Source organism: Flavobacterium psychrolimnae (assembly GCF_003312425.1).
Lineage (GTDB): Bacteria > Bacteroidota > Bacteroidia > Flavobacteriales > Flavobacteriaceae > Flavobacterium > Flavobacterium psychrolimnae.
Genome location: NZ_QNUX01000011.1, coordinates 1 through 20,616, shown reverse-complemented (window position 1 = coordinate 20,616; position 20,616 = coordinate 1). Strand labels below are relative to the sequence as shown.

Sequence of the window (20,616 nt, the reverse complement as noted above, 5' to 3'; positions counted from 1 at the left end):
TAATGTGAAAAATTATAATAGTGTGTGTTTTTAATAATTGTCGGTTGTTCTTCCAAAGAAACGATCATCTTTATCAGTTCTTCCGCTATCTTCCATCGGGAATTCCTTACGCATTGGAAAAGAAATCATTTCATCCATATTCAAAATACGTTTCAATTGTGGATGACCAATGAAGTTTATCCCATAAAAATCATACGTTTCTCTCTCCATCCAATTAGAACTTAAGAAAATGTTTGATATCGTTTTTATTTCTGGGTTTTCACCGTTGATAAATGCCTTAATTTTAATTCTTTTGTTTTCGTACCAATTATGCAGATGATAAACTACTGCAAATTGATGATCAACATCATTGTCTGGATAGTGAATCCCACATAAATCAGTTAAAAAATGAAAACGTAATATTGGGTCATTTTTCAAAAAAAGAATAACCGCTGTAATTTTATCAGCAGCAACTTCAAATGAAAATATATCTTTTTCCTGATTGAATTCAAAAACAGCCGAATCAAATGTTTCAACTAATTTTTCTTGGATTTGTATCGTTTCTAGCGCCATTATTTATTTGATGTTATAAGAAGCTAATAATTCTTGGTATTCAGGAGAACTTCTTCTTCTTACCGATTCCGTTTTAACCAACTCTTGCAATTTCATAACACCGTCAACAATTTGTTCTGGTCTTGGCGGACAACCCGGAACATAAACATCAACCGGAATTACTTTATCAATCCCTTGCAAAACAGAATAAGTATCAAAAATTCCACCAGATGAAGCACAAGCTCCAACAGCAATTACCCAACGAGGTTCTGACATTTGCTCATAAACCTGACGTAAAATTGGCGCCATTTTTTTCGAAATCGTGCCCATTACCATTAGCATATCCGCTTGACGAGGAGAAAAACTCACTCGCTCCGAACCAAATCGTGCCAAATCATAATGCGAAGCCATTGTTGCCATAAATTCAATTCCGCAACAAGATGTTGCGAAAGGCAAAGGCCACAATGAATTTGCACGAGCCAATCCCACAACATCATTCAGTTTTGTAGCGAAGAAACCTTCACCAACAACACCTTCCGGAGGGGCAACCATATTTATATTTGAATCACTCATTTTTTATTTTTTTTGAATTATAAATTCTGAATCAATAGTAAACCTATTTTAAAATTCAAAATTCAGCATTTAAAATAAACTTTATTCCCACTCTAATGCTTTCTTTTTGATGATGTAGAAAAAACCCACCAAAAGCAACATCATAAAAATCACCATTTTCACCATTCCTTCCATTCCCAATTCCTTGAAGTTGATTGCCCATGGATACAAGAAAATCACCTCAACGTCAAACAAAACAAATAAGATAGCAACTAGAAAATATTTTACTGAAAAAGGAATTCTTGCGTTTCCAACAGATTCAATACCACATTCAAAATTTTTATCCTTTGCTTCAGACGAACGTTTAGGACCTAATTTACCTGAAACCAATATAGTACCAACAACAAAACCTACAGCCAAAATAAACTGCATGAGAATTGGAATATAATTTAATTGATCCGATTGCATATTGTGTGTTTTTTGATTAAGAGTAAGTCGCAAAGATAACTTTCAAATTATTAAATAACAATTAAAACTTAAAAATACATCCGTACTACATCGATGTAAATTTACAATTTTTATTAATTATAAATAAGAAAAGGCCATTTTCTTAAGATGTGTTTAACGTTTATTTTATTTGACAATGTTAAATACTACGCTTATTTTTTCGGATTTTATAGGTACAAAAAAAAACGTTCCGATATAAATCGAAACGTTTTTACCATTCGTAGGCAAAAAAAATTAATTTTTTATGCTTAGATAACTGCTACTTTCGCAGCAACTTTTCCTTTTCTTCCTTCTTCTTCTTCATAACTTACTCTGTCACCTTCGCGTAATTCTTCCGCGTTGATTCCTGATGCATGAACAAAAATGTCTTTTCCTGTTTCTTCGTCTGTAATGAATCCGTAACCTTTAGACTCATTGAAAAATTTAACTGTACCTGTACGCATTGTAATTGTAATAATAATTTATAATGAAGCAAATGTAATATTTAATATAATACGAAATGCTATCTTCTGTTTTTATTTTGTAAAAATATTGATATTCAACGTTTTCTAACAAATTATTCCGACCAACTACAACTAAGCTAATTTTATATGCAGCTCTTTCAACTGTGATTCATCAATTACAGATGGCGCATCGATCATAACATCCCTTCCGGAATTGTTTTTGGGAAAAGCAATAAAGTCCCTGATTGTTTCTTGCCCTCCAAGAATAGCAACCAATCTATCCAATCCAAAAGCCAAGCCTCCATGAGGTGGCGCACCGAACTGAAATGCATCCATTAGGAATCCGAATTGCGCTTTCGCATCTTCCTCTGTAAAGCCTAAATACTTAAACATTAATTGTTGTGTCGCCTTATCATGAATACGAATTGAGCCTCCGCCAATTTCATTGCCATTCAAAACCATATCATATGCATTGGCACGAACTTTCCCTGGGTCTGTTTCTAATAAGTGCATATCTTCCGGTTTTGGAGAAGTAAACGGATGATGCATCGCATGGTAACGACCACTTTCTTCATCAAACTCTAATAAAGGAAAATCAACTACCCAAAGCGGAGCAAATTCAGCTGGATTTCTCAATCCTAAACGAGTTGCTAATTCCATTCGTAATGCGCTTAACTGCGTACGTGTTTTATCGGTAGGACCAGAAAGTACAAAAATCATATCTCCAGGTTTTGCACCAGTGATTTTTGCCCATTGCGCTAAATCATCTTGATCGTAGAATTTATCAACGGATGACTTATAAGTTCCATCTTCATTGCATTTTACATAAACCATTCCGGATGCACCAACTTGAGGACGCTTCACCCAGTCAATTAATCCATCAATTTCCTTACGGGTATAATTTCCAACACCAGGAACTGCAATTCCAACCACAAATTCCGCAGCATTAAAAACCGGAAAATCTTTATGTTGTGTTACTTCATTTAATTCTCCAAACTCCATTCCGAAACGGATATCCGGTTTGTCATTCCCATAGGTTTTCATTGCATATTCGTAAGTAATTCTTGGGAATTTCTCTACTTCTATACCTTTTATTTCTTTTAATAAATGTCTTGTCAATCCTTCAAAAACATTTAAAATATCTTCTTGTTCCACAAAAGCCATTTCACAATCGATTTGTGTAAACTCCGGCTGTCTGTCTGCACGCAAATCTTCGTCACGGAAACATTTCACGATTTGGAAATACTTATCCATTCCGCCCACCATCAATAATTGCTTGAACGTTTGCGGAGATTGTGGCAATGCATAAAACTGTCCTTCATTCATTCTTGAAGGGACCACAAAATCTCTGGCTCCTTCGGGAGTAGATTTGATCAAATACGGCGTTTCTACTTCACAGAAATCCAAATCCGAAAGATATTTACGCACTTCCATGGCCACTTTATGACGAAACATCAAACTATTTTTTACCGGATTTCTACGGATATCGAGGTAACGGTATTTCATTCTGATGTCTTCTCCACCGTCCGTTTCATCTTCAATTGTAAATGGAGGCGTAAGCGAAGCGTTTAGAATAGTAAGTTCTGTCACTAAAATTTCGATTTCACCAGTCGTCATGTTTTTATTTTTGGCTTCACGCTCAATAACAGTTCCTTTTACCTGAATCACAAATTCACGACCAAGTGTTTTCGCCAACTCAAAAACAGATTTTTCAGAACGTCCTTCGTCAAAAATTAACTGCGTAATTCCATAACGGTCCCGTAAATCAACCCAGTTCATAAATCCTTTATCACGCGATTTTTGTACCCATCCCGCAAGTGTAACTTCAGTATTAATGTGTGAGGCATTCAATTCGCCACAGTTATGACTTCTATACATGTTCTAAATTTTTGATTATTTTGTCCTTTGGACATCGCTGCAAATTTAGGACTAATTATGAATAATGAATTGAGAAATAAGAAATTTTAGCGATTGGTTTATAACCAAACTTTCATTCCAATGTTAAATTTTATTTCAATGTTACTAAATTGTTAACTTAAAGTTTTTTTATTGTAAAATGTTTTATACATTTGTTAAGCTAATATGAATTTAAAATCCAAACACCATGAAAAAATATATAATATTAACGGCATTACTTTTCTCAGGAATAGCATTTGCACAAGAAAACAATCCAAAATTAGAAGCTGTAGGTGAATTAGTTAAAACCACATACTACTTTGAAAACGGAAAAGTACAGCAAGAAGGTTTCTTTAAAAACGGGAAACTGGAAGGAGTTTGGACTTCATACGATACAAATGGTAACAAACAATCAGTTGCAACTTATAAAGACGGAGAAAAAACTGGAAAATGGTTTTTCTGGAATGGAAATAACTTAAGTGAAGTAGATTATTCTAATAGCAGAATTGCTTCTGTTAAAACCTGGAAACAAGACGCTTTGGTTAACAACTAAAAAGAAATTAAAATATCACTAAAGCTTTCGTTATTCGGAGGCTTTTTTTTTGTGCCTTACATTTTTTGTTCAAGCTACACTTTAGAAGATTATTGCTTCTAAAAAACAACACGTTTAGCATTGAAACAACCTTTATAGGAATCTATATCATTTGCAACAATTGTATTTCAACCTTATTATCAAATAAAAAAGCGATGAATTCAATACAATTGAAACCATCGCTTTTTTGAATTTAGTTATTTTCTACCAGAAGATAGTATAGAAAGCCGCAATAAGCGAAAGTACAATCAACATCCCGACTGTAAAACCTGGAGACATTTTAAACATGGTACGATCAATTTCCAGACCATTTGTTTTAACGCCTCTTGCTGTTTCATACATACTAATGCTGTACATTCCGACAACGCAAATCAAGAAAACAAATCCCATTCTGTCAATAAAAGGAATTTCATAAACGCCATCAGCATTTGGAACTGAAAAACCAGTTGAATGAAGGAACGATAAGTCTACAAAAGCCGGCATGAATTTGAACAGAATAGAGAACATAAATCCACCGATTGTTGCAAACAAAGCCGCATTAGAAGTTGTTTTTTTCCAAAAGAATCCTAAAATAAACATGGCAAAAACTCCTGGACTTACAAAACCCGTATATTCCTGAATGTATTGAAACCCTCCTTTTTTATCAATTCCAAGAAAAGGCGCTACCACAACTGCAATTAACATCGCAACAACAATAGCTTTTTTCCCCACATTAACTAATTTCTTTTCATCGGCATCTACATTCAATTTTGTTTTGTAAATATCCAAAGTGAAAATTGTAGCAATACTATTCGCTTTTCCAGCTAAAGAAGCAACAATCGCCGCAGTAAGAGCTGCAAATGAAAGTCCTTTTAATCCTACGGGAAGCAAGTTTAGCAAAACTGGATACGCACGATCAGGATTTACTGTACCATCTTGCAACATTTCGACACCAAAATGTCCGTTCTGATACAATACAAAAGCAGCTATTCCGGGCAAAACAACAATTATAGGCATTAACAATTTCAAGAAAGCAGCAAACAAAATTCCGTTTCTGGCCGTTTTTAAATCAGCTCCTAATGCACGTTGCGTAATGTATTGGTTGCAACCCCAATAATTTAAATTGATGATTAACATTCCTCCAATCAAAACTGACAATCCCGGTAAATCCATATAGTTAGGATTAGATTTTTCAAAAATCATGTGGAAATGATCGTTTGCATGTGTCGTCATTAAATTGAACCCGTTTATAACTCCTGTAGATCCGAATTCTTCGGCAACTAAATTCAACGCCAAATAAGTAGTTACTAATCCACCTAAAATCAAAAAGAAAACCTGAATAACATCCGTATAACCAATCACTTTCATTCCGCCCAATGTAATCATCACCGCAAAAAACGCTAAGAAAATCATACACAAAGTAATGTCCAGACCAGAAATACTACTTATTGCTAAAGCTCCCAAATACAATATGGAAGTAAGATTGACCAAAACATACAATAACAACCAAAATACGGCCATAATCATGGCAACATTACTGTTATACCTTTGATTCAGGTATTGTGGCATGGTGAAAATTTTGTTTTTCAAATACACCGGAATAAAGAAAATAGCAACAATAATCAATGTAAAAGCCGCCATCCACTCATAAGTAGCAATCGCTAATCCCATCTTGAAACCGCTACCACTCATTCCTATAAATTGCTCTGCACTAATATTACTGGCAATTAATGATGCGCCAATTGCCCACCAAGTAAGTGATCCTTCGGCTAAAAAATAATCTTTACTACTCGTTTCTTCTTTCTTTTTCTTATTGTAAATCCATATTCCATAACCTACAATCAGGATGAAATAACATAAAAAGACAATATAATCTTGGATTGCTAAAGTTTGCATTGGTTAAATGTTTTTAGTTTTAGGTTAGTATTTTATAATGAACGTTCGATTGGTTTTTTAAAATTTCAGCACTTTTCTCCGGTGTAATATCTCGTTGTGATTCGCCCATCATTTCATATCCGACCATAAATTTCTTTACGGTTGCCGAACGCAACAATGGTGGATAAAAATGCATGTGAAAATGCCATTCCGGATGCAACTCTCCATCTGTTGGTGACTGATGAATCCCTGATGAATACGGAAAAGTCGTTTCAAAAAGATTATCATATTTGGTTGTCAATTGTTTTAAAATAACAGCAAAATCAGTTACTTCCATTTCCGTGAAATCAGTTATTTTATTTACATTACGCTTGCTGACAACCATCGTTTCATACGGCCAAATCGCCCAGAAAGGCACCAATGCCACAAAATGATCGTTCTCAATAACGATACGTTCGTTTAAATTCAACTCTTCTTTTACATAATCCTCTAAAAGCGTTTTGTTGTGTTTGTCAAAATAGGCTTTCAGATTACTTTGCGTTTTCTCGACTTCTGTTGGTAAAGACGACTGCGCCCAAATTTGTCCGTGTGGATGCGGATTACTGCAACCCATAACACTTCCTTTATTTTCGAAAATCTGAACATGGTTGATATAATCAACATTACCCAAATCTATATATTCTTTTTGCCAGGTATGAATGATATTTTCAATCGCTTCAGCTGGCATTTCTGGCAATGTCAAATTGTGTTTTGGCGAAAAGCAAACCACTCTGGAAATTCCTCTTTCTGGTTTAGCTCTAAAAAAAGTCTGGTTTTTATTTTCTTCAAAAGCAATTTCTTCTTGCTTTAAAGCAGCAAAATCATTTTCAAAAACAAAAGAACTTTCATAATCCGGATTGACCATTCCATTCGCTCGAACATTTCCCGGACACAAATAACAAGTCGGGTCATATTCCGGCAATGCATCCGAAGTTACTGTTTCATTTTGCCCTTGCCAAGGACGTTTCGACCGATGTGGAGAAACCAAAACCCATTCGTTGATTAACGGATTATAACGTCTGTGCGGATCTTCGTTGATGTCAAAATTTTTCATTTATTTCGCAATATAAAGTGATGTTCCATTCCCAATTTTGACATCATAAATTTTTAATTCTATTCCAAATTCGTCCTGATACAACTTTGACAATTTGTTTTTCACAGCTTCTTCTTGTCCTTTTTTGATCAAATTAATAGTACAACCGCCAAAACCGCCGCCCATTAATCGGGAACCTATCACTGAATTATCCTCTTTAACCGTGTTTACTAAAAAATCTAATTCGGCACAACTCACTTCATAATCCAATGATAATCCTTCGTGCGTTTCGAACATTAATTGCCCTAAAAGTTCAATGTTTCCAGAATCCAAAGCGTCACATGCCAGTTTCACGCGATTAATTTCTTTCACCACAAAAAGGCTTCTTTTGAAAACATTCGCAGACATTTTATCTTTCAGACTCAAAACTTGCTCTTCTTTACAATCTCTAAAACTACTAATTTCCGGGAAATTAGCACTAATTATCGAAATTCCTTCCTCACATTCTTCTCTTCTGGTATTATAAGCCGAGCTAAACAAGGAATGTTTCACATTCGAATCGAATAAAACTAAGGAATAATCACTAAAATTAGCGTCGTGATATTCGAATTCCAATGTTTTACAATCAATTTTTATGACTTTATTTTCTTGTCCCATGACGCTCGAAAACTGATCCATAATACCACAATTGATTCCCACCCAATGTTCCGCTTTTTGTCCCAAAAGCGCAATATCAATGGGTTTAATTTTCAAATTGAAAAGTTCATTTAAACCAAACAAAAAGCCACATTCTAAAGCCGCCGAAGAGGACAAACCAGAACCAACAGGAATATTACTGCTAAAAACACAATTGAAACCCTCCACGGAATAACCCTTCATTTTCAACTGATTCAGAACACCACGCAGGTAATTTGTCCAAACACTATCTGTCTGCTTCTGCTCATTATTTACACAAACTTCGAACTCGTCATTCAAATCTATGGCCACAATTTTAGCTGTATCCGAATTGTTTTTTTCGAAAGCAAAACAAATGATTTTATCGATGGCTGCCGGTAAAACATAGCCGTCATTGTAATCAATATGTTCCCCGATAATGTTGATTCTACCAGGCGAAAGAACCGTTTTTGATGGTTCTGAACCAAAAGTCTGCTGAAAAAAATCAGTTGTTTTGTGTATTAAAATGTCATTCATAATTTAAAAATTATCCATTTCCTTTTTTTAGGAACTCGCTGTTATTGTTGTTATTTTTTTAAAATATTCTGTAAAAATTATATGGATTTTTCGTCTATTTCGTCGCATTCAAGGTCAATTTTCCGCTCTTAAGCCCAGCACCATTTACTTCAAGTTTTATATCTCCTTCAGTTATTTTCGATTTTACAAGCACTACTAATTTTCCGCTAAAAAGTTTCATGGTATCTTTATGGAACATTTCGAGTGAAGTAGCATCGCCATTGCAGGCAGCTCGGTAAGTACCCGCTCCTGTAACCTGAAATTTCAATTGGTTTGTCGCTGTAGGACAAATAATTCCATTTTTATCCACTACAGATACGGTTATGAAAGATATATCCTCGCCATCAGCAGTGATTGTTTTCCTGTCTGCTTCTAAAACAATTTGATAAGGCTTGTCGGCAGTACGCACTTCTTCTTCAGCAACAGCTTTACCATTGTCATCAAAAGCCACCACTTTTACTATTCCCGGCTCATATTTTACATCCATCCACATCAAACGATAGCGATTTTGTGGAGTGTTTTTGTTTTTCGTCTGAATTCCCATACTTTTTCCATTAATAAAAAGTTCAGCGCTGTTGTAGCTAGTGTAAACAAAAACGGGAGTTTTTTCTCCTTCACGTCCTTCCCAGTTCCAATGTGGTAAGATGTGAAGAGTTGATTCTTTGGTATTCCAACGGCTTCGGTATAAATAATAACGGTCTTTAGGTAAACCCGCTAAATCGTTAATTCCAAAATAAGAACTTCGGGAAGGCCAGCTTTCATCATAAGGCGTAGGTTCTCCTAAATAATCAAAACCAGTCCAGACAAACTCGCCAATTACCCATGGTTTATCATCTTGAAGCACAAAATCCTCGTCAGGCACATTAGACCAGCTGCAAGCTTCCAAATCATAAGAAGAAGACTGAAAATCTGGATATTGTTTCATTTTTTCTTGAACCACAGGGAATTTGTAGATTCCTCTCGAGCTAACCGTTGAAGCGGTTTCTGAACCTAAAATAAACCCTTGCGGAAATTTTTTATAGGCTTCATCGTATAAATGTACCCGATAATTCAACCCTGGAATATCTAACAAAGCGCCAAAACCAGATTCAATAGTTGCTTTTACCTGATCCATTCCAACAGTTACCGGTCGAGTTGGGTCTTCCCTATGAAAGATTTCCTGCAACCATTTAGCGCGTTTCACTCCTTCTTCACCCCACTGATCCGGCACTTCGTTTCCAGAACTCCACATCACAATCGAAGGATGATTTCGTGTCGCTTGTACTAAATTCACGATATCTTTTTCGGCATATTCCTCAAAAAAACGATGATACCCATTTTCTACTTTTGGCTTTGCCCATTCATCAAAACTCTCTGCTAAAAACAGAAAACCCATTTCATCCGCCAACTCTAACTGCTCGAAAGAAGGCATGTTATGAGAACTGCGAATCGCATTGCAACCCATGTCTTTTAAAATCTTCATTTGTCTGCGCATCGCGGCTTTATTTACCGCAACTCCCAGTGGACCCAAATCGTGATGCAAACAAACTCCCTTGAATTTGGTTATCTTTCCGTTTAGGCTAAAGCCTTTATTGGCCTCGAATTTTATTTCTCGAATTCCAAAACGTGTTGATATCTCATCTTTCAGTTCTTTTCCAACATACAATTGGGAAACCGCTTTGTATAAATATGGAGTTTCAGGACTCCACAATTTAGGTTTTTCTACTTTTATATTTTGATCAAATTCTTTTCCGAATTGTAAAGTCGACTCCACAGAATTTAGTTTCTTTCCTTCGGCATCAAAAATAGTGGTGACTAAACGAGTATTTTCGCCGGAGACTTTAGTCTTGATATTAACTTTAGCAACTTCCTCACTGATAAAGGGTGTCGTTATAAACTGACCCCATTGGTCAATGCTTTCGTTATTTTTTATAATAACACTTACATTTCGATACAAACCTGCACCAGGATACCAACGAGATGCAAATTCTTTATTAGTTAGTTTTACTGATAATGTATTGGTTCCTTCTTGTATAAATTGGGAAACATCAAAATAGAAATAACTATAGCCATAGGCCCATTCTCCCACTTTTTTTCCGTTTAAATACACTTGAGGCTCACTCATCGCACCTTCAAAAAGCAAAATTATTTTTTTACCTTTTGCATCTTTAGGCAAGTTGAATGTTTTGCGGTACCAAGCAGTTCCTATATGAGGTAACGCTCCTGTTCGTCCTGTTTTTTCGGTGGCAACTTTTTCTCCGTTTTGAACAATAGCAACTTTTTGTATGTCTACATTTTTATCAAAAGGTCCGTAAATTGCCCAATCATGCGGAACGGTTACAGATTCCCATTTCGAATCATTAAAATTTACTTTGTGCGCCGCTTCAAAATCGCCTTTTTGAAATTTCCAATTGGCCTTTAGTACTTTAACTTCTCGTGATTGAGACAAGGCAACTTGTGTACATACTAAAATCACAACAAGAAAACATATCAATTTCTTCATTTTTATAATAAATTAGAATTTATTTTTTTGAAACACATAAGTCATTTAAGCTTTTAATTTGAGTAATTAAATTGAAAATCCTAGTGAATTTAAGTAATATCTGATGGCTTTGTAAAAAATAATTTCGGTCTATACTCCCCTTTATACCTTTGACATAAGTCAACTGATTTTAAACACTTAAATGACTTATATGTTTACAATTCTTTAAACGCGTCTAAAGCCATTGTTGGTTTCCCGTCAGATTGCCAAGCGCTCAAGGAATAACCGCTCCAACTTTTTTCTCCCTGCGGCTCCCAATATATCACGCCTAGTCCTTTATTATTAGGCACAGCTTTTACCGCTTTGATTGTTGCTGCTAACATTTCGTAGGTATTTTGTACTTTGTCATATTCACCACCAACTTCCACAACCATCACTTCTTTGTTGTATCTGGCAACCATATCGTTTAGATTATACGCTAAATCCGAAATAGTTTCCGTGTAATCTTTCTTGATCCAAAAAGGGTAATAAGACAATCCAATCACATCGTACTTTACATTATTTGCTGTAGCATTATCAAAAAACCAGCGAAATTTTTCATTGTTATTTCCTTCGTCAAGATGAACAATTACTTTGATTTTAGGATCAATGGCTTTTGTTGCTTCGTAACCTTTATTGAGTAATTGTGCTAATTGGCTCCAATTTTTAGTGCTCCCTTCCTGCCACATCATACCGCCTGGAATTTCATTCCCAACTTGAACCCATTCCGGAGTAACTCCTGCTGATTTCAATGCGCTCAAAACATCAAAAGTATGGTCATATACATCCGTCATTAACTCTGAAAAAGTATGGTTTTCCCATGCTTTTGGCTTAAATTGTTTAGCAGGATCGGCCCATGAATCGCTGTAATGAAAATCGATCATGATACGCATTCCCATTTTTTGGGCACGCAAAGCCATAACAACGGTTTCTTCTTTACTGCAGTGTCCACTGGCTTTATCATCATTTGGATTTACCCAAACACGCAGCCGAATGGTATTCATTCCTCTGTCCTTTAGGAGTTGCAAACAATCTTTTTCGGCGCCATCGGTATCATAAAATTTATATCCTGTGGCTTCCATCTGCGGCAACCATCCCACATCAGCTCCTTTTGCAAAAGAATTTTTGGACGTTGATTGCACATTTTTGGATGTACTGCAAGAAAAAAGTACTGAAACCAGTAAAGACATCAAAACGAATCGCAAATGTATTTGTAAATTTTTCATATTTTCTTATTTATTAAACGCCTGCAAAACAGGTAATGCTCTATTATTAAAATCATAAAAAGCCTGGTTTTCAAAAGTAGAGCCATTTGCAGCCTGATTGCCTTTGAAAGAAATCCATTCGCCTCCCCAATACGCAAATCCCAAACCGTATTCAGACTCTTTAACGAGTGTTTTTATTGCCAACACAAAGTTTTTTTGACCATCAGGAGTAGCAGGGTAACCGGAAACGAGTTGCGAATCTAAACCCACTATATTATTCGTCCAATCATTGTATCCTAACGTAAAAGGATAAGCGGTTTCAGCGATAATAACTTTCTTATTGTACGTTTTTCCTAATGTATTGATGGCAGTTTTTACAACTTCTAAATCTTTTCCGTGCCAAATTGGATAATACGACAACCCAATGTAATCGTAATCTACACTTTTAATTTTGTTAAAAAACCAATTCGTATCCGAAGCTTTCACGCCTGCATAATGAATCATGATTTTGGTATTTGGCGCTTTGGCACGAATAGTTGCGCTGGCAGTTGCCAATAAAGAAAGACTTTGTACTTCCTGATTGATTAAATTTCCTTGTGGCCAAAGCAATCCGCTGTTTATTTCGTTTCCAATCTGGATAATATCCGGATTAATTTCCGTGAGGATTGTGGAAGTATAATTGGCGACAGCCGTTTTTAAATCGGTAAATGATAAATTTTTCCATTCTGCTGGCGTAGTTTGAACCGCAGGATCAGCCCAAGTATCGGAGTAATGTACCGTTAACCAGACTTTCATTCCGGCTTTTTTTAAACGTTCTGACAGCGCTTTAACCTCTGTCATTCCGGAACGTCCATTTGCTGGATTTTTCCAAAGACGAATTCGAACCGTGTTACAACCTGCATTTTTCAGAGTTGTAATCATATCCTCCGCTTGGTTGTTGCTGTTGTATAAAGCCGCACCCGATGTTTCTATTTCCGGTAAAAAAGAAATGTCTGCAGCTCTAATAAAAGAATCAACTGCAATTGGAGGTTCCACTACTGGAGTTTCTGCTGTATCAGTACTATTAGAACAGGAAAAAAGAAGTACAAAAAGGGTCAAGAATCCTGAAATTAGAATATTTTTCTTCATCTTAAAAAGATTGAAATTTATAAATAGTTTTATGATAATATAATTCTCCTTTTCTCAAAACAGAAGATGGGAAATGTTCGTGATTAGGCGCATCAGGGAAATTTTGAGTCTCAAAACAAATACCGCTGGTGGGATGATAATTAGCATTTTCTTTCCCTTTTATTGTATTAAAGCAATTTCCTCCTACATAAATATGAACCGCGGGCTGATTCGTGTAAACAGACATTTTCAAAGTTTTGTCACTATTGTAAAGAGACGCAGCGTATTCTTTTTCCTTATTTAAAACAAAAGTGGTGTCAATTTTTGACGGACAGGTTCTCGCCGAGGTGAAATCAAAAGGACAATTGGCAACATTTAGAAACCGTCCCGTAGGAATTCCCGAAGCTGCGGTTTCTAATATTCGTTGAGAATTTACACGCATTTCCTGATTCGCAACGCTGGATTGATGACCATTAAGATTGAAATAACTGTGGTGCGTTAAATTTATAATAGTATCTTCTGTTGTGCTGGCGATGTATTCTATAATTAATTCATTATCGTCAGAGAGCATATAAGTCAAATCAACCGACAGTTCTCCTGGAAAATGCTCCTCATTATCCGGACTAACACATGTAAAAGTCACGGAAGGATTCTTGCCTTCAGTATGTTTTTTTATTTTCCAATTTTTCTGGCTAAAGCCAATAGTACCGCCATGCAGCGAATTCCCATTGTTATTTTTGTTGAGGGAAATTAATTTTCCGTTCAGTTTAAATTCACCTTCATTTATTCTTCCGGCAAATCGTCCTACAGTTGCTCCAAGATAAGGCGCGCTTTCTAAATTAAAGGACTGCATGTAGGCCTCTAAAGTGTCAAAACCTAAAACTACATCTACCAGATCTCCATTTTTTAATGGAACTTTTAAGGAAGTAAGTGTAGCACCATAACCCATCACTTTCATTCGCATGCCATTCTTGTTTGAAAGTTCGCATACAGAAACCTCTTCCCCATCTGGCATCAAACCAAATGATTCCATTACAGAATTGGTTTTAAAATGTGATATGTGTTTTATTTTCATGGTTTAATTATGAAATGTGAAAAACCAAAAGTAAAATAATTGTTATCATTAACATACCAGTACCTACCAGTTTTTGTATATTGCCAAGAAATTCACTGCTGCATGAAAATAATTTCGATTCAAAACAACCTTGGAGTTCCTAAATACAGACAAATAATTAGTTCCGTAGAGAAGGCAATAGAAGACGAAAATTTACAAAAAGGGGACAAACTTCCATCGGTAAACAAAGTCTGTCTCGAATTTTCCTTGTCCCGAGACACGGTTTTACAAGCCTATGAAGAATTGAAGAAAAGAGGAATAATTTATGCTATTCCAGGTAAAGGATATTATATAAAAAGCGTTGAAGTCACCATAAAACAAAGGATATTTTTACTTTTTGACGAATTGAATATTTTCAAGGAAGACTTGTACAATTCGTTTCTGGAGAACATTGGCACAAATGTTCAGGTAGACATTTTCTTTCATCATTTTAACACGCCTGTTTTCAAAAAACTAATCAATGACAGTAACGGCAATTACACCAAATACATCATTATGCCGACCAATTTAGCCGAAGCCGCTGCAGTGATAAAAACCCTACCAGTTAATGAAGTATATATATTAGACCAGACTAATCCCGACCTAAAATCGTTTCCGGCAGTGTATCAAAATTTCGTAAAAGACATTTATGACGGCTTGTTGAAAGGAAAATCTAAGTTGAACAAATACGAAAAACTGATTATGATTTTTCCGGGATTCCGAGAGCCGCTGGGTATGAAAATAGGTTTTGAGAATTTCTGCAGAGACTTTGCATTCGATTATGAAATCATCACTGAATTCAAGAATCGGGAAATACAAAAAGGCGAAGTGTATATCATTCCGAGTGACAGGGATTTAGTAAGCGTTATAGAAAAAGCAAAAATTCAGAAACTGCAACTGGGCAGTGATTACGGCATCATTTCATATAACGAAACGCCGCTGAAAAAAGTAGTAGAAAACGGCATCACAACGATATCAACCAATTTTGAAGTCATGGGAAAGTTACTGGCAGAGATGATTTTAAAAGGCAAAAAAGAACAAATTGAGAATAAATGTGCTTTGATTATCAGGAATTCGTTGTGATTTAAGATTATAAAAAACCACTTTACGGAAAACCTCAAAGGGAATGATTTGTATTAACCTACATTTGGTTTTAATAATTTAAAAAACAGCATTATGAAACTACAATTATCACTTTTATTGATTTTAAGTTTACTTATATTTTCTTGTTCATCAAAAACAAAAAGTGAAAGTGAAAGTGAAAACAATGAAACTCCAAATTCTTTGATTACTACAAATAATGAATATGGTGAAAACGAAACTGTTTCTATAGAAAATATTGATAATGAAACAGCTATTAAAACAAACACATCATCATCAGGTTGCAATTTAGATGACGGAACTTACTCAGCAACTGTAGGGTACAACAATTCTGAAACGGGATATTCAGCTACTTATACTTTAGATGTAGATGTTGAAGATTGCCAAGTAGTCCAAATAAACTTTCCCAATGACGGCTATTTAGATGAGGATCATATTTCAGCTGCTGATATTGATGAAGATGGAAATGCAAATGTCGATGGAGAAGACGGAAAATCCTATGAAATACAAATTGATAATTAAATAAAAATTATGACAAAATACGAAAAATATAAAATTAGTTTATTGGGATTATTTGTAATTGGATCTCTTTTATGTTTGTATGAATACTCTAAAAACGGTAGATATATTTCTAATGAGACTGAATTCACACGGAATGTAATTGACACACGAACCGGTACTGTTTATCGAGTGATTAATGAAACAAAAATAGAAATAAAGAATTTTGAATTAGGCAAATCAAATAAATAACATGAAAAACATTTTAGCATTAATATTATTAATTTTTGTTAGTTGCAGCAAAACAGAACAAAAAAAGGAAGTATCTAAAAAAGAGCAACAAATAGACAAGTATTTTTTAGCCGATTTAGAATTAGAAAGTGAAGAAGAAAAAATCACACTTTTATCAATTCTAAAAAACACTTCTAAAGATTCTATAATTCTTGTAATGAGGGATTATTTATTAAACACAGAAAACGATTCAATACCTTATAAAGACATAATAAATAAAATTTCACAAAAATATAAAATATCTAACAATAAAGTTGCCAGTATCATTTTTAGCTATAAATATGAGATGCTGACAAAAGATGACATTACTAACGAATTTATAGAAAATGAAAGTAATTACCAACAACAGACATCAAATGCAGATAGTGAAAGCAATCCATATTAAAAAAAAACATGAACAACTGAAAGAAAAGTAGAGTAATGAAGTCTAAAACATTGATTAAACAATTAAAAAAAGTTCGCTAAAATGAATTTATCAAGCTTCATAATTAGGAAATCAGTTCTAGTGAAAAATCTAAGAGAACTATATAAATTATCCCCGTGGAATAAATCATCAGTTTTAGAATTGACCATAACAGATGGTAAATTAACATTAGTGATTCCTGGTGCTAAACATATTTTAGAATGCGAAACTAAAAGTACAGCCAAGGCTACTATCAACTTGTCTTATTTTTTAAATATTATCAAAACTCAAAATGACATTAAAATCCAATGTAAAATTACTGAAGGCACACTTGAAATAAAGGGACTATTTGTAAACATACAAACAACATTCTTTGAAACAGATAGTATATTAAGAAGTATTAAAATGCCACTAAACTACACAGACTGGCATTTATTGAAACTTGAAAAAGAAGGTTATACCTATGAAGAAATTGAATTCAATAAATTAAATTTTGAAGTCTATTATGCAAAAAAAACATTGAATTCAAACATACTTAAGACCTTTAATCTACTCAGAATTTACGGATTTACCAAAAAAGACATAAAAGAAATTATTTATAAAAAGGGGGATTTATAAAATAAGCGGTTAACGGTTAAGCAAAGAGAAAATAGAAACCCCTAGAACCAAAAAAACCGCTTCTTTCGAAGCGGTTTTTGTACCCGGAGCCGGAGTCGAACCGGCACGGTTTCCCACAGGTGTTTGAGACCAGCGCGTCTACCAATTCCGCCATCCGGGCTTAGCAGACATGAAATAACGACAGTTATCTCAACGCAATAAAAGATGTGATTGTGTTTAAATCAACCATCAATTCCTTTAACACGGTGCAAATGTAAAAAATAATATTAAATGTTCAACTAAAAATACTTAATTTTTTCCTTTCAGAGTTGAATAAATTTTATAAATTTGCACCTCGTTAAAAACACAACACACAACTAACTACACCCGAGGCAAATACACGCATAAGGCTTTAAATAAAAGACAAAGCCAAACTGTATGGAGCGCATCGGAATAAAAACAACAAATTAAATGTCACACCTAGAACCAGAAGCTAAAATTTTTGCTTGTTCACAAAGTGTATATCTTGCTGAGAAAATAGCAGAGCAATACGGAATCCCATTGGGGAAAATCACCATGTCAAAATACAGCGACGGTGAATTTCAACCTTCTTATGAAGAATCTATCAGAGGATTACGTGTTTTTATCGTTTGTTCGACTTTTCCAACGGCAGATAATCTAATGGAATTATTATTGATGATTGATGCTGCAAAGCGTGCTTCGGCAAGACACATCACCGCAGTAATTCCTTATTTTGGTTGGGCAAGACAAGACAGAAAAGATAAGCCAAGAGTTCCGATAGGAGCTAAATTAGTGGCTAAATTATTAGAAAGTGCTGGTGCAACAAGAGTAATGACTATGGATTTGCACGCAGATCAAATTCAAGGATTCTTTGAAAAACCAGTAGATCACCTTTTTGCATCAACAATCTTTTTGCCTTACGTGAAAAGTTTAGGATTAGACAATTTAACAATTGCTTCTCCGGACATGGGTGGTTCTAAAAGAGCTTATGCTTATTCTAAATTTTTAGAATCTGACGTAGTTATATGTTACAAACAAAGAAAAGAGGCCAACATTATCGACACCATGGAATTGATTGGTGAAGTAAAAGGTAAAAATGTAATCTTAGTAGATGACATGATTGATACCGGAGGCACTTTGGCGAAAGCCGCTGATTTAATGATGGAAAAAGGAGCATTGAGCGTAAGAGCGATTTGTACTCACGCCATTTTATCCGGTGAGGCATACGAAAAAATAGAGAATTCTAAATTATTAGAATTAATTGTTACCGATTCTATTCCATTAAAGAAAGAATCAAACAAAATAAGAGTGTTGAGTTGTGCGCCACTTTTTGCTGAAGTTATGCACATGGTACATCATAACAATTCCATTAGTGGAAAGTTCATAATGTAACCCCAAACAAGTAATATTATTTAATAACTATATTTTTTTTACAATGAAATCGATTACAATTAAAGGATCAGAAAGAGAAAGCGTGGGTAAAGTTGCGACTAAAGCCCTACGTAATGCTGGATTGGTTCCTTGCGTATTATACGGAGGAAATCAGGCAGTTCATTTCTCAGCAGAAGTTATGGCTTTCAAAAACTTGGTTTACACTCCAAACGCTCACACAGTTGAGATCGATCTTGGAAAAGGAAAATCATTTAACGCTATTTTACAAGATATCCAGGTTCACCCGGTATCTGACAAGATTTTACACATTGACTTCTTTCAATTATTTGATGACAAAGAAATCACTATGGAAGTTCCTGTAAAAGTAGTTGGAACATCTAAAGGTGTTCTTGCTGGTGGTGTTTTACGTTTGAACACTCGTAAACTTAAAGTAAAAGCTTTACCAAAAAATCTTCCTGATTTTATTGAAGCTGACATTACTCCACTTGAAATGGGTAACAAATTGTACGTTACTAAATTAGTTAACGACAACTACAAATTGATCCACCCAGACAACACTGTTGTTGCTCAAGTAAGAATCTCTCGTGCGGCTATGAAAGCAGCTCAAGAAGCAGCAAAAGCAGCAAAAGCACCTGCAAAAGGAAAGAAAAAATAATATTTTTTCAATCATTCAAGAAAGCATCAGTTGTAAAACTGGTGCTTTTTTTTTGCGCATTACTTTTTGCTACTACAAGGAACGAAGCAATCTCATTATTCTATTTTAAATTATTAGGAGCACCACTACTCCTTTACACAACAACGCTGCTCCTGCTGTCCGTTGTATCCACGCCAAAAAGCGTGGGATGCCACTTCCATCAGGGCTATTCAGAACTATTTTACTCTCAATAACGATTTTCATAAAATCTAATAGTCCAATATTCTAATTAAGTCTATTTTTGCAGTATGATAAAATGGATTTCAAATTTATTCTCATCAAAAAAAGAGAACAATACAGATTGTATAAAACCAGAAGTTCACGAACACCAAAAAAACAATATAGAAAGCGTGAGTAATAAATTTTTAATAGTAGGACTCGGCAACATTGGCGCCGAATACGTAAACACAAGACACAACATTGGTTTTAAAATTGTGGATTTCCTAGCTCGCAAAGAAGGCGTTTCTTTCGAAACCGTAAAACTGGGCGCACTGGCCCAATACAAATTCAAAGGAAGAACTTTTCTGCTTTTGAAACCCAACACTTATATGAATTTGAGCGGAAAAGCAGTTCAATACTGGATGGATAAGGAAAATATTCCGCTTGAAAACATTCTGGTTATTACAGATGATTTGAATCTGCCGTTTGGAACCATTCGCATTAGACAAAAAGGAAGTGACGGCGGACACAACGGACTTAAAAACATCAATCTGGTACTGAATACACAAAACTACGCCCGATTCCGTTTTGGGATCAGCGATGAATTCAAAAAAGGAAAACAAGTTGATTATGTCCTTGGTGATTGGGATGATGCCGAAAAAACAGCACTTCCAGAACGACTGGAAGTAGGATCTGAGATTATAAAATCTTTTGGAACAGCAGGACTGGAAAATACCATGACCGGCTTTAACGGGAAATAAAAAAAGGGAAACGTTTTATGAACTGCCCCCAAAAAGTTAGACACTATTTGGGGGTATTTTTATGGAAAGAAAAGTCAAATACAATTATGAATTTAAACTTCGCTGTGTAGAAGAAGT

21 protein-coding genes and 1 tRNA gene are annotated in these 20,616 nt (G+C 35.0%); 9 read left to right on the top strand and 13 right to left on the bottom strand.

The window, feature by feature from the left end:
* Positions 1 to 30: 30 nt before the first annotated feature.
* The 5 genes from DR980_RS11840 to aspS form a co-directional block, all read right to left on the bottom strand.
* Positions 31 to 552 carry an NADH-quinone oxidoreductase subunit C gene (locus tag DR980_RS11840; RefSeq protein WP_113636414.1) on the bottom strand — a complete coding sequence of 174 codons (522 nt, stop codon included), beginning with the start codon at positions 550 to 552 and terminating at the stop codon, positions 31 to 33.
* A gap of 3 nt (positions 553 to 555) precedes the next feature.
* Positions 556 to 1,104, bottom strand: coding sequence for an NADH-quinone oxidoreductase subunit B (locus tag DR980_RS11835; protein ID WP_066335808.1), 549 nt, complete (start codon positions 1,102 to 1,104; stop codon positions 556 to 558).
* An 81-nt stretch (positions 1,105 to 1,185) separates the two neighbouring features.
* Positions 1,186 to 1,551: an NADH-quinone oxidoreductase subunit A gene (locus DR980_RS11830; protein WP_113636412.1), complete on the bottom strand. Its 366-nt coding sequence runs from the start codon at positions 1,549 to 1,551 to the stop codon at positions 1,186 to 1,188.
* A 287-nt stretch (positions 1,552 to 1,838) separates the two neighbouring features.
* Positions 1,839 to 2,033 (bottom strand): cold-shock protein, encoded by a 195-nt coding sequence (locus DR980_RS11825; protein WP_007137066.1) that lies wholly within the window; start codon positions 2,031 to 2,033, stop codon positions 1,839 to 1,841.
* 132 nt (positions 2,034 to 2,165) lie between these two features.
* Positions 2,166 to 3,911 (bottom strand): aspartate--tRNA ligase, encoded by a 1,746-nt coding sequence (aspS, locus tag DR980_RS11820; protein ID WP_113636410.1) that lies wholly within the window; start codon positions 3,909 to 3,911, stop codon positions 2,166 to 2,168.
* Positions 3,912 to 4,137: 226 nt separating this feature from the next.
* Between aspS and DR980_RS11815 the strand changes: the two genes are divergently transcribed.
* Complete coding sequence (locus tag DR980_RS11815) at positions 4,138 to 4,482, top strand: toxin-antitoxin system YwqK family antitoxin (RefSeq protein ID WP_113636409.1); 345 nt, start codon at positions 4,138 to 4,140, stop codon at positions 4,480 to 4,482.
* 243 nt (positions 4,483 to 4,725) lie between these two features.
* Here DR980_RS11815 and DR980_RS11810 read toward each other — a convergent pair whose 3' ends face one another.
* The 7 genes from DR980_RS11810 to DR980_RS11780 all read right to left on the bottom strand — a co-directional run bounded on the left by DR980_RS11810 (position 4,726) and on the right by DR980_RS11780 (position 14,564).
* Entirely contained in the window at positions 4,726 to 6,396 is a 1,671-nt protein-coding gene (locus tag DR980_RS11810; RefSeq protein ID WP_113636407.1) for a sodium/sugar symporter, read from the bottom strand.
* Positions 6,397 to 6,415: 19 nt separating this feature from the next.
* Positions 6,416 to 7,468, bottom strand: a complete 1,053-nt coding sequence (locus DR980_RS11805; protein ID WP_113636405.1) for a UDP-glucose--hexose-1-phosphate uridylyltransferase — start codon at positions 7,466 to 7,468, stop codon at positions 6,416 to 6,418.
* Positions 7,469 to 8,638 (bottom strand): galactokinase, encoded by a 1,170-nt coding sequence (gene galK / locus DR980_RS11800; RefSeq protein WP_113636403.1) that lies wholly within the window; start codon positions 8,636 to 8,638, stop codon positions 7,469 to 7,471. It lies immediately after the preceding gene.
* Positions 8,639 to 8,732: 94 nt separating this feature from the next.
* Positions 8,733 to 11,159, bottom strand: coding sequence for a glycoside hydrolase family 2 TIM barrel-domain containing protein (locus DR980_RS11795; protein ID WP_113636401.1), 2,427 nt, complete (start codon positions 11,157 to 11,159; stop codon positions 8,733 to 8,735).
* A gap of 194 nt (positions 11,160 to 11,353) precedes the next feature.
* Positions 11,354 to 12,403: a glycoside hydrolase family 53 protein gene (locus DR980_RS11790; RefSeq protein ID WP_113636399.1), complete on the bottom strand. Its 1,050-nt coding sequence runs from the start codon at positions 12,401 to 12,403 to the stop codon at positions 11,354 to 11,356.
* A 6-nt stretch (positions 12,404 to 12,409) separates the two neighbouring features.
* On the bottom strand, positions 12,410 to 13,510 hold the full coding sequence (locus DR980_RS11785; protein ID WP_113636397.1) for a glycoside hydrolase family 53 protein: 1,101 nt from the start codon (positions 13,508 to 13,510) through the stop codon (positions 12,410 to 12,412).
* A 1-nt stretch (position 13,511) separates the two neighbouring features.
* Complete coding sequence (locus DR980_RS11780; RefSeq protein ID WP_113636395.1) at positions 13,512 to 14,564, bottom strand: aldose epimerase family protein; 1,053 nt, start codon at positions 14,562 to 14,564, stop codon at positions 13,512 to 13,514.
* 102 nt (positions 14,565 to 14,666) lie between these two features.
* On the opposite strand from DR980_RS11780, the gene DR980_RS11775 reads away from it, so the two are divergent.
* The 5 genes from DR980_RS11775 (at position 14,667) to DR980_RS11755 (ending at position 17,493) form a co-directional block, all read left to right on the top strand.
* The gene (locus tag DR980_RS11775; RefSeq protein WP_113636393.1) at positions 14,667 to 15,665 is read left to right on the top strand and encodes a GntR family transcriptional regulator; all 999 of its coding nucleotides are present in this window, start codon (positions 14,667 to 14,669) and stop codon (positions 15,663 to 15,665) included.
* 93 nt (positions 15,666 to 15,758) lie between these two features.
* Positions 15,759 to 16,205, top strand: a complete 447-nt coding sequence (locus DR980_RS11770) for a hypothetical protein (RefSeq protein ID WP_113636391.1) — start codon at positions 15,759 to 15,761, stop codon at positions 16,203 to 16,205.
* Between the two features lie 9 nt (positions 16,206 to 16,214).
* The gene (locus DR980_RS11765) at positions 16,215 to 16,433 is read left to right on the top strand and encodes a hypothetical protein (RefSeq protein ID WP_113636389.1); all 219 of its coding nucleotides are present in this window, start codon (positions 16,215 to 16,217) and stop codon (positions 16,431 to 16,433) included.
* Between the two features lies 1 nt (position 16,434).
* Positions 16,435 to 16,857: a hypothetical protein gene (locus tag DR980_RS11760; RefSeq protein ID WP_113636387.1), complete on the top strand. Its 423-nt coding sequence runs from the start codon at positions 16,435 to 16,437 to the stop codon at positions 16,855 to 16,857.
* 81 nt (positions 16,858 to 16,938) lie between these two features.
* Complete coding sequence (locus DR980_RS11755) at positions 16,939 to 17,493, top strand: hypothetical protein (RefSeq protein WP_113636385.1); 555 nt, start codon at positions 16,939 to 16,941, stop codon at positions 17,491 to 17,493.
* A gap of 80 nt (positions 17,494 to 17,573) precedes the next feature.
* On the opposite strand, the gene DR980_RS11750 is transcribed toward DR980_RS11755, so the two are convergent.
* Positions 17,574 to 17,653, bottom strand: a tRNA-Leu gene (locus DR980_RS11750).
* A gap of 290 nt (positions 17,654 to 17,943) precedes the next feature.
* Here DR980_RS11750 and DR980_RS11745 point away from each other — a divergent pair.
* The 3 genes from DR980_RS11745 (at position 17,944) to pth (ending at position 20,499) form a co-directional block, all read left to right on the top strand.
* On the top strand, positions 17,944 to 18,885 hold the full coding sequence (locus DR980_RS11745; protein ID WP_091172416.1) for a ribose-phosphate pyrophosphokinase: 942 nt from the start codon (positions 17,944 to 17,946) through the stop codon (positions 18,883 to 18,885).
* Positions 18,886 to 18,928: 43 nt separating this feature from the next.
* Entirely contained in the window at positions 18,929 to 19,540 is a 612-nt protein-coding gene (locus DR980_RS11740) for a 50S ribosomal protein L25/general stress protein Ctc (RefSeq protein ID WP_113636383.1), read from the top strand.
* A gap of 287 nt (positions 19,541 to 19,827) precedes the next feature.
* On the top strand, positions 19,828 to 20,499 hold the full coding sequence (gene pth / locus DR980_RS11735; RefSeq protein ID WP_113636381.1) for an aminoacyl-tRNA hydrolase: 672 nt from the start codon (positions 19,828 to 19,830) through the stop codon (positions 20,497 to 20,499).
* Positions 20,500 to 20,616 lie beyond the last annotated feature (117 nt).

Bases quoted from the DNA above. Each gene is read 5' to 3' on its own strand.
- DR980_RS11840 (WP_113636414.1), bottom strand. From the start codon at position 552: ATGGCGCTAGAAACGATACAAATCCAAGAAAAATTAGTTGAAACATTT.
- DR980_RS11795 (WP_113636401.1), bottom strand. From the start codon at position 11,159: ATGAAGAAATTGATATGTTTTCTTGTTGTGATTTTAGTATGTACACAA.
- DR980_RS11745 (WP_091172416.1), top strand. From the start codon at position 17,944: ATGTCACACCTAGAACCAGAAGCTAAAATTTTTGCTTGTTCACAAAGT.
- DR980_RS11785 (WP_113636397.1), bottom strand. From the start codon at position 13,510: ATGAAGAAAAATATTCTAATTTCAGGATTCTTGACCCTTTTTGTACTT.
- DR980_RS11815 (WP_113636409.1), top strand. From the start codon at position 4,138: ATGAAAAAATATATAATATTAACGGCATTACTTTTCTCAGGAATAGCA.
- DR980_RS11830 (WP_113636412.1), bottom strand. From the start codon at position 1,551: ATGCAATCGGATCAATTAAATTATATTCCAATTCTCATGCAGTTTATT.
- DR980_RS11760 (WP_113636387.1), top strand. From the start codon at position 16,435: ATGAAAAACATTTTAGCATTAATATTATTAATTTTTGTTAGTTGCAGC.
- galK (WP_113636403.1), bottom strand. From the start codon at position 8,638: ATGAATGACATTTTAATACACAAAACAACTGATTTTTTTCAGCAGACT.
- DR980_RS11805 (WP_113636405.1), bottom strand. From the start codon at position 7,468: ATGAAAAATTTTGACATCAACGAAGATCCGCACAGACGTTATAATCCG.
- DR980_RS11775 (WP_113636393.1), top strand. From the start codon at position 14,667: ATGAAAATAATTTCGATTCAAAACAACCTTGGAGTTCCTAAATACAGA.
- DR980_RS11770 (WP_113636391.1), top strand. From the start codon at position 15,759: ATGAAACTACAATTATCACTTTTATTGATTTTAAGTTTACTTATATTT.
- DR980_RS11755 (WP_113636385.1), top strand. From the start codon at position 16,939: ATGAATTTATCAAGCTTCATAATTAGGAAATCAGTTCTAGTGAAAAAT.
- DR980_RS11825 (WP_007137066.1), bottom strand. From the start codon at position 2,033: ATGCGTACAGGTACAGTTAAATTTTTCAATGAGTCTAAAGGTTACGGA.
- aspS (WP_113636410.1), bottom strand. From the start codon at position 3,911: ATGTATAGAAGTCATAACTGTGGCGAATTGAATGCCTCACACATTAAT.
- pth (WP_113636381.1), top strand. From the start codon at position 19,828: ATGATAAAATGGATTTCAAATTTATTCTCATCAAAAAAAGAGAACAAT.
- DR980_RS11765 (WP_113636389.1), top strand. From the start codon at position 16,215: ATGACAAAATACGAAAAATATAAAATTAGTTTATTGGGATTATTTGTA.
- DR980_RS11835 (WP_066335808.1), bottom strand. From the start codon at position 1,104: ATGAGTGATTCAAATATAAATATGGTTGCCCCTCCGGAAGGTGTTGTT.
- DR980_RS11810 (WP_113636407.1), bottom strand. From the start codon at position 6,396: ATGCAAACTTTAGCAATCCAAGATTATATTGTCTTTTTATGTTATTTC.
- DR980_RS11740 (WP_113636383.1), top strand. From the start codon at position 18,929: ATGAAATCGATTACAATTAAAGGATCAGAAAGAGAAAGCGTGGGTAAA.
- DR980_RS11780 (WP_113636395.1), bottom strand. From the start codon at position 14,564: ATGAAAATAAAACACATATCACATTTTAAAACCAATTCTGTAATGGAA.
- DR980_RS11790 (WP_113636399.1), bottom strand. From the start codon at position 12,403: ATGAAAAATTTACAAATACATTTGCGATTCGTTTTGATGTCTTTACTG.